The 9,829-nt window shown below is 65.1% G+C and carries 8 protein-coding genes; 6 read left to right on the top strand and 2 right to left on the bottom strand.

Going from position 1 to position 9,829, the window contains the following annotated elements:
• The first annotated feature begins 434 nt into the window (after positions 1-434).
• The 4 genes from VKZ87_RS01995 to VKZ87_RS01980 all read left to right on the top strand — a co-directional run bounded on the left by VKZ87_RS01995 (position 435) and on the right by VKZ87_RS01980 (position 5,908).
• Positions 435-1,892, top strand: coding sequence for an NAD-dependent succinate-semialdehyde dehydrogenase (locus tag VKZ87_RS01995; RefSeq protein WP_324219566.1), 1,458 nt, complete (start codon positions 435-437; stop codon positions 1,890-1,892).
• A gap of 105 nt (positions 1,893-1,997) precedes the next feature.
• Complete coding sequence (locus VKZ87_RS01990) at positions 1,998-3,128, top strand: FAD-binding oxidoreductase (protein WP_324219565.1); 1,131 nt, start codon at positions 1,998-2,000, stop codon at positions 3,126-3,128.
• A gap of 7 nt (positions 3,129-3,135) precedes the next feature.
• Positions 3,136-5,211, top strand: coding sequence for a molybdopterin oxidoreductase family protein (locus VKZ87_RS01985; RefSeq protein WP_324219564.1), 2,076 nt, complete (start codon positions 3,136-3,138; stop codon positions 5,209-5,211).
• 10 nt (positions 5,212-5,221) lie between these two features.
• Complete coding sequence (locus VKZ87_RS01980) at positions 5,222-5,908, top strand: SDR family oxidoreductase (protein ID WP_324219563.1); 687 nt, start codon at positions 5,222-5,224, stop codon at positions 5,906-5,908.
• A 2-nt stretch (positions 5,909-5,910) separates the two neighbouring features.
• Here VKZ87_RS01980 and VKZ87_RS01975 read toward each other — a convergent pair whose 3' ends face one another.
• Entirely contained in the window at positions 5,911-6,696 is a 786-nt protein-coding gene (locus VKZ87_RS01975) for a 3'(2'),5'-bisphosphate nucleotidase CysQ (RefSeq protein ID WP_324219562.1), read from the bottom strand.
• Positions 6,697-6,703: 7 nt separating this feature from the next.
• On the bottom strand, positions 6,704-8,065 hold the full coding sequence (locus VKZ87_RS01970) for a TldD/PmbA family protein (protein ID WP_324219561.1): 1,362 nt from the start codon (positions 8,063-8,065) through the stop codon (positions 6,704-6,706).
• 466 nt (positions 8,066-8,531) lie between these two features.
• Between VKZ87_RS01970 and VKZ87_RS01965 the strand changes: the two genes are divergently transcribed.
• Together VKZ87_RS01965 and dctP are read left to right on the top strand one after the other, a co-directional pair.
• On the top strand, positions 8,532-8,912 hold the full coding sequence (locus tag VKZ87_RS01965) for a cupin domain-containing protein (RefSeq protein WP_324219560.1): 381 nt from the start codon (positions 8,532-8,534) through the stop codon (positions 8,910-8,912).
• A gap of 36 nt (positions 8,913-8,948) precedes the next feature.
• On the top strand, positions 8,949-9,829 hold an 881-nt coding region (gene dctP, locus VKZ87_RS01960), incomplete at its 3' end, for a TRAP transporter substrate-binding protein DctP (RefSeq protein WP_324219559.1).

Here is a 9,829-nt window from a genome sequence, read left to right as displayed (position 1 = left end):
CCGGCTTGATCCGGCCGGTCACGATCCACTCGGTGAGGGATCTGATCAGCTGGGATGTCAGGGTTTCGCGTCGCTGCAGGGCCGTCACCGTGCGTCCTCCATGCAGTGTGATGTAGCAGGAGGCTAGTTGTATGACAAGTTCGAAGCTGGAAGACGAACGGGGCGGGGCGTTACCATATAAGATTCTGATTTTGTTATCATGGCAACCGGGTTTACTGATCACGGCCGCCCGAGATGTATGATGATTGGCGCTGTAATTTTCAAAGTCAGTATCGCGGAGAAGTCAGGGCCCCGGGGCTTCTGGCCGTGGTCGCCTGCGAAGAACGCGCGGTAGTGCCGCCGCCGGCATTCTGACGCAGTCCGTTCCCAGGCTAGGGTAAACGCTTCTCCCCATCCGTCCGCGGCACTATTTTGCCGGCATACAGGAGGACGCCATGACCCAGTTAAAACACGCTGATCTGCTGCGCCGGCAGGCTTACATCGATGGTGCTTGGGTGGGAGCCGACAGCGGCAAGAGCTTCAAGGTCACCAATCCTGCCGACGGCAGCCTGATCGCCGAAGTGCCCGATATGGGACAGGCGGAAACCAGGCGCGCCATCGAAGCCGCCAACGCCGCCTGGCCGGCCTGGGCGGCACTGACCGCCAAGCAGCGCGGCGCGATCCTGCGTAAATGGTACGACCTCATCCTGGCGCATCAGGAGGATCTCGGCGCGCTCATGGTACTGGAGCAGGGCAAGCCGCTCGCTGAGGCCAGGGGCGAGGTGGTCTATGGCGCCAGCTTCGTCGAGTGGTTCGCCGAGGAAGGTCGCCGCATCTACGGCGATGTGATCCCGGGCCATGCGCCGGACAAGCGCATCCTGGTGCTGAAACAGCCGATCGGCGTCGTGGCGGCGATCACGCCGTGGAATTTCCCGGTCGCGATGATCACCCGCAAGGTAGCCCCGGCGCTGGCGGCCGGCTGTCCGGTCGTGGTCAAGCCGGCTGAGGATACCCCGCTCTGCGCGCTGGCGCTGGCGAAACTCGCCGAGGATGCCGGGATGCCGAAGGGCGTCTTCAACGTCGTCACATCATCGCATGGCGCCGAGGTTGGCCTTGAACTCACCACCAATCCAATCGTGCGCAAGGTCTCGTTCACCGGCTCGACCGAAGTCGGCAAGATCCTTATGCGCCAGAGCGCCGATACGCTGAAGAAGCTGTCGCTCGAGCTCGGCGGCAACGCGCCGTTCATCGTTTTCGACGATGCCGATCTCGATGCGGCCGTCGCCGGCGCGATGATCTCGAAATACCGCAATACTGGCCAGACCTGCGTCTGCGCCAACCGTCTCCTGGTGCATGACAAAATCTACGATGCCTTCGCCGCCAGGCTGGTCGAGGCGACCAGGAAGCTGAAGACCGGCCCGGGCTTCGAGGAGGGCGTCAGCCAGGGACCGCTGATCAACAAGGATGCGCTGGACAAGGTGGAGCGCCTGGTCGCCGACGCGAAGAGCAAGGGCGCAAAGGTGCTGCTGGGCGGTGCCCGTCATGAGCGCGGCGGCACCTTCTATCAGCCCAGCGTGATCGCGGACGCGACGACAGACATGGCCTGTGCGCAGGAGGAGATCTTCGGCCCCGTCGCCGTGCTGTTCCGGTTCAGGGACGAGGATGAGGCGATCCGGATCGCCAACGACACGCCCTATGGTCTGGCCGCCTATTTCTACAGCCGCGACATCGGCCGCGTCTGGCGGGTGGCCGAAAAGCTGCATTACGGCATCGTTGGAATCAACGAGGGCCTGATCTCCACGGCAGAAGCGCCGTTTGGCGGCTGGAAGGAATCCGGCATGGGCCGCGAGGGCTCGAAATACGGCGTCGAGAGCTTCATCGAGATCAAATATCTCTGTCTCGGCGGCGTCTGAGCGTCTGGTTTTCGGTCATGCCCGTATGCCTTCAAGGCATTGGGCATGACTTCCCTGCTTTCCTATAATGATCCCGCCTTTTCCCCAGGCTGATCGGAGTTGACCGTGACCAGAAGCGATTTCGTGATCATCGGCGGTGGCATCGCCGGCGCCGGTGCCGGCTACGCACTCGCCAATGCCGGGAAATTCGTGCTGCTGCTCGAGCGAGAAAGTCAGCCGGGCTATCACACGACCGGGCGCTCGGCTGCGCTGTTCTCCGAAACCTACGGCAACCGTCCCATTCGTGCGCTCACGGTTGCCAGCCGCGACTTCCTGATCAGCCCGCCGGCGGGTTTCACCGATGCGCCCATCCTCACGCCCCGCGGCGTGCTGCAGGTCGGCAGCGCCGACCGCGCGGCAAAGCTCGATGCAGCCTACGACGAGATGCGCAAGCTCGTGCCCTCCCTGCAGCGTCTGACGCCGGAGCAGGTGCTGGCGCAGATGCCGATCCTGCGGCCGGAAACGGTGACCGGCGGAGCGCTCGCCGAGCCCGAAGCCATGGATATCGACGTGCATGCCCTGCATCGCGGCTTCCTGCGCGGCATGACGGCGGCCGGCGGCCGGATCGTTACCGACGCCGAAGTCACCGGCATCGCGAGGAATGACGCGGACTGGCAGGTGGAAACCAGCCAGGGAAATTTCAGCGCGCCCGTCCTGATCAACGCCGCCGGTGCCTGGGCCGACGTGATGGCGGGTATCGCCGGCGTCGCGCCGGTGGGACTGCAGCCGAAGCGCCGTACGGCCGTCACCTTCGATCCGCCGAACGGCGCCGACATCCATGGCTGGCCCATGGTTCTGGATGCCGACGAGACTTTCTATTTCAAGCCCGATGCCGGGCGCATCCTGCTGTCGCCCTGCGACGAAACCGATAGCGATCCCTGCGATGCCCAGCCGGACGAGATGGATATCGCCATTGCTGTCGACCGGCTGGAAACTGCGACCACGCTGCAGGTGCGCCGCCTGGCGGCAAAATGGGCCGGATTGCGCAGTTTCGTCGCCGACCGGACGATCGTCTGCGGGTTCGATCCTGCCGCGCCGGGGTTTTTCTGGCTGGCCGGACAGGGCGGTTACGGCATCCAAACGTCGGCCGCCATGAGCCGGGTCGCCGGCGCTCTGGCCCTGGGCCGGAGTTTGCCGCAGGATGTGGCGGATCTCGGCCTGACCGAGGCAGACCTGAGTCCCGCGCGCCTGAGATAGGCAGTCGATGAACGCACCTTTTTCCACCGCCAGTCCGAAGACCGGGTACAGCGCCTGCCCGCATGATTGCCCGTCGACCTGCGCGCTGGAGATTGAGTTGCTGCCGAACGGCCAGATCGGCAAGGTCCGCGGTGCGGCGGAGAACGGCTACACCGCGGGTGTGATCTGTGCCAAGGTCGCCCGTTATGCCGAGCGCGCCAATCATCGGGAACGCCTGCTGCACCCGCTGCTGCGTGTGGGACCAAAAGGCTCCGGGCAGTTCCGGCAGATTTCCTGGGAAGAAGCGCTGGACCGTACCGCCGAGGCCTTCCGGCAGGCGGAGGCGAAGTTCGGCAGCGAGGCCATCTGGCCGTATTTCTATGCCGGCACGATGGGGCTGGTGCAGCGCGACGGGATCGAGCGTCTGCGCAATGCCAAGCGCTATTCCGGCCAGCATTCGACCATCTGCGTGACGCTGGCCCGGGCCGGCTACATCGCCGGGACCGGCAACCTGCGCGGTCCCGATCCGCGCGAGATGGCCAAAAGCGACTGCGTGGTGATCTGGGGTACCAACGCGGTGCATACCCAGGTCAACGTGATGACGCATGCGATCCGTGCCCGCAAGGAGCGCGGGGCGAAGATCGTGGTCGTCGATCCCTATCGCAATGCCACCGCCGAGCAGGCCGACATGCATCTGATGCTGCGGCCCGGTACCGACGGCGCGCTCGCCTGTGCCGTGATGAATGTCCTGTTTCGCGACGGCTATGCCGACCGCGACTACATGGCGCGATACACCGACGTGCCGGACGAGCTGGAGCGGCACCTGCAGAGCCGCTCGCCGGAATGGGCCGCCGCCATCACCGGGCTTACGGCGGCTGAGATCACCGCCTTCGCGCATCTGCTGGGGCAGCGGAAGCGGCATTACATCAGGCTAGGCTACGGCTTTTCGCGCAGCCGCAACGGTGCCACGGCGATGCATGCCGCCACCAGCATCGCCTGCGTCACCGGCGCCTGGCAGTACGAGGGCGGCGGCGCCTTCCACAATAACGGCGCGATCTTCCGCTGGGACAAGACGCTGATCGAGGGGCTCGACGTCCGCGATCCGTCGATCCGCAAGCTCGACCAGTCGCAGATCGGCCCGATCCTCTGCGGCGATTCCGAGGCGCTGAAACATGGTCCGCCGGTGACGGCGATGCTGATCCAGAACACCAACCCTTACGAGGTTGCGCCCGACTCCAACCTGGTCCGGCGCGGCTTTGCCCGCGACGATCTTTTCGTCTGCGTACACGAGCAGTTCATGACGGCAACCGCGAAGATGGCCGATATCGTGCTGCCCGCCACCATGTTTACGGAGCATGACGACATCTACCAGGCGGGCGGCCAGCAGAGCATCCTGCTAGGGCCCAAGCTGGTCGAGCCGCCGGGCGAGGCGCGCGAGAACCATTACGTGATCTGCGAGCTGGCGAAGCGGCTCGGCGCCGAGCATCCCGGTTTCCGGATGAGCGCCATCGAGATCGTCGAGGGTACGCTGAAGGCTTCGGGCTGGCCGGATGTGGCGACGCTGCGGGCGCAGCGCTGGCATGACTGCCAGCCGGATTTCCGCACCAGCCATTTCCTTGACGGTTTCGGCTGGCCCGACGGCAAATTCCGATTTGCCGCCGACTGGTCGGCCATGGGGCCGGACCACGACGGCATGCCGCGGCTGCCGGACCAGTGGGACAGCATCGAGCTCGCCTCGGAAGAGCATCCCTTCCGGCTGGTTACCGCGCCGGCACGCAACTTCCTCAATACCAGCTTCACCGAAACGCCGACCTCGCTGAAGCGGGAGCAGCGTCCGACCGCTTTCATCCATCCTGAAGACGCCGCGAGGCTCGGCATCGCGGAGGGCGGTTTGGTGCGGCTGGGTAACCGGCGCGGCACCGTGAAACTGCATGCGCATCTGTTCGACGGCGTGCAGCCGGGTGTGGTGATCGTGGAGAGCATCTGGCCGAACAGCGCCTTCGAAGAAGGCATCGGCATCAACGCGTTGACCGGCGCCGATCCGGCCCAGCCCAATGGCGGCGCCGCTTTCCACGACAACGCGATCTGGGTGCGCCCGGCGTGAGGAGGCTGGCATGAATTTCGGCAACCGCACCGTCATCGTCACCGGAGGCACCGGGGCGCTCGGCCGCGCCGTCGTTGCCGCGCTGCTGGCGGCGGGCGCGCGATGCCGGCTCTCCTGGCTGGACGAGGCGGAAGCGGAGGCATTCCCCGACAGGGATCGCGTCACGCTGGTCGGTCCCTGCCGGCTGACCGAAGAGGCGGATGTCGCGCGGCTATATGCGGGTGTCGAGGATCTCTGGGCCTCCGTGCATATCGCCGGCGGCTTTGCCATGAGTCCGCTGGAAGATACCGGCAAGGACGGCTTGATGGAGATGCTGAACACCAATCTGGTCAGCTGCCATCTCTGCTGCCGTGCGGCGGTGCGAGCACTGAGGGGCGAAGGGCGCATCGTCAACGTGAGCGCCCGGCCCGGTCTGGAGCCGCGGCAGGGCGCCGGCATGAGCGCCTATGCTGCCAGCAAGGCGGCGGTGATCGCGCTGACCCAGGCGCTGGCGGCGGAACTGGCGCCGCGCAGCATCCTGGTGAATGCCGTGGTGCCGTCGATCATCGATACCCCGGCCAACCGCACTGCCATGCCCGGGGCGGATCACGATGCCTGGCCGAAGCCGGACCAGATCGCCGCGACCATCGCCTTTCTGGCGTCGCCCGACAACAAGGTGACGACCGGCGGGGCGATCCCGGTTTACGGCCGCAGCTGAATTCAGGCCTTGCGGGTTTTCAGCAGGTCGACGACATCGTCGAAGATATAGGCGCCGGTGGCGATCACCGAGGGGTGCCGGTACCTATCGATGCCGTAGCTGAGGGGTGTTCCGTCCGCCGTCGCAACGCGGCCGCCGGCTTCATGCACCAGAAGATCGGCGGCGATCACATCCCAATCGCTCTTCTCGGTCAGGCTGATCGCGGCGTCGAATCGTCCGGCCGCAACCAGCGCCATGCGATAGGCGATGGAATTGCGGTAGGCGAAATCGGCCTTTGCCGTGCGCGAGATCCAGCCATGGCGCTCGAAGGTGCGGCGGCTGGCGAGGAAGCGGGCCTCGTTCAGGCTGCCATGGCCGGACGCCTGGATCGGCTTTCCGTTCAGCCGCGCGCCGCCGCCTGCCATGGCATCGAAGAACTCGTCGCTGGCGGGGTTGAAGATCGTCGCCAGAACCGGCCGGGAGCCGCGCAGCAGCGCAACGCAGATGGCGAATTCCGGCTTGTGTTCGATGAAAGCCCGGGTGCCGTCGATCGGATCGACGACCCAGACATCCCCGTTCCGGGCCGGAACGCGTTCGCTTTCCTCGCTGACCCAGCCATAGCTCGGCCGCGCCTGCAGCAGTGTCTCGCGCAGCAGGGCATCCACCGCCATGTCGGCCTCCGAGACCGGATCGTTCGGCTTCTTGTTCCACGACTTCACGCCGCTGCGGAAGAAGCGCAGCGCCACCGCGCCCGCCTCCCGGGTTGCTGCCAGCAGAAGTTCCTGATCCTGTCTGAGGGAAACCGCCATGATGCGCCTACCGGCCCGCGATGGTCATGCCGTCGACACGCAGGGTCGGCGCATCGGTGCCGAAGCGGAATTCGAGGTCGTTTGCCGGCGTGAGACGGGCGAACATCTCCTTGAGATTCCCGGCAATGGTGATTTCCGAGACCGGCTCCGCCAGTTCGCCATCGACGATCAGGAACCCGGCCGCGCCGCGGCTGTAATCGCCGGTGACGCCGTTCACACCCATGCCGATCAGTTCGGTGACGTAGAGCCCGCGCTTGATGTCGTGCATCAGTTCGGCAGGCGTCAGGTTCCCCGGCGCGAGATAGACATTGGTCGGCGCGGGCGAGGGCGGCGAGGCGGTGCCGCGGGAGGCATGCCCGGTGCTGGTGAGGCCGAGTTGGCGCGCAGTCGCACAATCCAGCAGCCAGGTGGTCAGCCGGCCATCCTCGACCAGCGCCCGCTTCCGGCGTGCCACGCCCTCCATGTCGAACCAGCGCGAGCGGAAGCCGCGCCTGCGCAGCGGATCGTCGATGATCGAAACCCCGTCGGCAAAGACCTTCTGGCCCATTTTGTCCTTCAGGAAGGATGTGCCGCGGGCGACCGAGGCGCCGTTGATCGCGCCCGCGAAATGGCCGACCAGGCTGGTCGCGACCCGCGGGTCGAAAACGATCGGCATCGCGCCGCTCTCAAGCTTCAGAGGATTGAGCCGGCGCACCGCGCGTTCCCCGGCCCTGCGGCCGACGGTTTCGGGATCGCGCAGATCGCTGAAATGGGCCTTCGCATCATATTCCCAGTCGCGCTCCATGCCGGTATCCCGGCCGGCAATCACGGATGCGGAGATGCTGTGCGAGCCGCTCCACTCGACACCGGTGAAACCCAGGCTGCTGGCATAGCCGATCAGCCCGAAAGAACGTCCCGCGCTGCCGCCTTCGGAATTGGTGACCCCGGTAACGGCGAGCGCCGCGGCTTCGGCTGCCCGGGCGCGCTCCAGCAGCTGCGGCATCTCGAGCTCCACGCCGTCGAACAGCTCCAGATCCAGGCCCTCCGGACGGGTGGCGAGCTGCGAGGCATCGGGCAGGCCGGCGAATTTGTCTTCGGGCGCGGCCCTGGCCATGCTGACGGCGCGGCCGACGAGTTCCTGCAGCGCGTCGGTCGAGAAGTCATTGGTCGAGACGCAGGCCTGCCTCTGGCCGACCAGCACGCGCAGACCCAAGTCGCGACCTTCGGACGATTCGACATCCTCAGGCTGGCCCATCCGCACCGTGGCGCTGAGCGAGCGGCCCTCATGGTAGACCGCATCCGCGGCCTCGGCCCCGGCCTTGCGGGCCATGGCGATGAGGTCGGACAGCAGGCTTTGCGCTTCCGCGGCGCGCTGGGAATGGTCGGACATCAGGGAGAACCTGGGTAAGGCATCTGTTTTCTCGTCACTATTTAAGACATATGGGTCCGGCAGGAAATCACCAGCCGGGACTGGGCTGAAACCGCAGAAATATGGCTTGACGCATATGCACCTGCGATAAGGATCGCGTCGCCTCCCGACCGCCAATCCTGCATCGGCCGCAACGCTCCTTATCGGCCGGCAAACCATCTCCGATCCGCCTGCCAGCAGGGCGAGTCGCACATGGCGGGCCTGCTGCGCATTCCCAGCCTTGTCTGGGTCAGAGCATGCCTCGGCGCGACATTCTGCATCCTGAAGTACCCGCTTCCATACCCATGCGCTCGTGAAGATCGGCAGTTGTGCACGGATTCCGGAAAAACTGCGGCTGCGAGCAATGAACCCAGTTGACCCGCCGTCAGTCGGCTGCGTACCATTCGTATATCCAAACAATGTTCACATATTGGAACGGAGGAAATAAATGACCCGGAATTATTTCGTCAAGGCGGCCGATAGCCAGCCGTACAGCCCGGCCAACCACACGGGGACAGTCAACCGCCGGATCATCAGCCCGGACACGGTTGGCTCGAAATCGCTGGAAGTGCTCCTCGGTGTGGCGACCAAGGGGAACGGGGCGACGCCCCACAAGCATCCCAGCATCGAACAGGCCTGCTACATCCTCGAAGGCCGAGCGCGCGCCGAAGTGGGTGGCCAGGTCCAGGAACTCGGCCCCGGCGACGCCTGCTTCTTTCCTGCGGGAGAGCCGCATGTTTTCACCGTCATCAGCGACGAGCCCGTGAAAGTGCTGGTCATTTACTCGCCGCCTTACATGGAAAACCCCAAGGAAGGCATTGCGGTCTGAGCGTCAGCTCCGTTTCCCGAAATCAAAGGTGACATCATGAAACTGTCCTGCACCCGGCGCACCATCGCTGTGTCCGCGCTCTCAGTCCTGTTTGCCGTTGCTTCCGGCTTCGCCGGCGCCAAACCGGCCCATGCCGACAGCATCGAACTGCGCTTTGCCGACTCCTTCCCGCTTTCACACGACCTGTCGAAGCAGGGCATGGTCTACTGGATGAAGCGTGCCGAGGAACTCAGCGGCGGAGCCGTGAAGTTCACCCATTACCCGGCCGAGCAGCTCGTCAAGGCAAGGGCGCTGTTCGGCGCGATCAGCAGCGGTACGGTCGATGCCGGTTACATCGCCAACGGCTATTTCACCGACAAGCTGCCGCTCAACGGGGTGGCCGACATTCCCGGCGTGAACTCCACGTCCAAGCACGGATCACAGGCCTACTGGTCGCTCCTGAACGAGGAGGGGCTGCTGAGAAAAGAATTCCTCGACGGAAACGTCGTTCCGATGGCGTTTATCGTCATGCCTCCGTACCAGATGGTTCTCCGCACCGGAAAGGTCGAGAAGCCGGAATCGCTGCGCGGCCTCAAGATCCGGTCGGGCGGTGGCATCCAGAACATCACGCTGTCCGCGGTGGGCGCCACGCCGGTCGCGATGGCGGCACCGGAAATCTACCTCGGCATCCAGCGTGGCACTCTGGACGGCACTCTGCTGGCCGCCATCAGCCTCAATCCGTACAAGCTTCAGGAGGTCGCGAAGTCGATTACACGGGGCATACCGTTCGGCAGTCCGGCCATCGGTATCGGCATGAACAAGACCAAGTTCGACGCCCTGCCGGAAGCGGCGCGGAATGCCCTGGTGAAGGCAGGTCATGAAACCGTAACCCATCTTTCCACCTATCTCGACAACCAGATTGCCGAGGCCGAAAAGCA

It is taken from the genome of Ferrovibrio sp. (assembly GCF_035304305.1).
Lineage (GTDB): Bacteria > Pseudomonadota > Alphaproteobacteria > Ferrovibrionales > Ferrovibrionaceae > Ferrovibrio.
The sequence above is the reverse complement of the archived record's forward strand: the minus strand, read 5'-3'. Positions and strand labels throughout refer to the sequence as shown.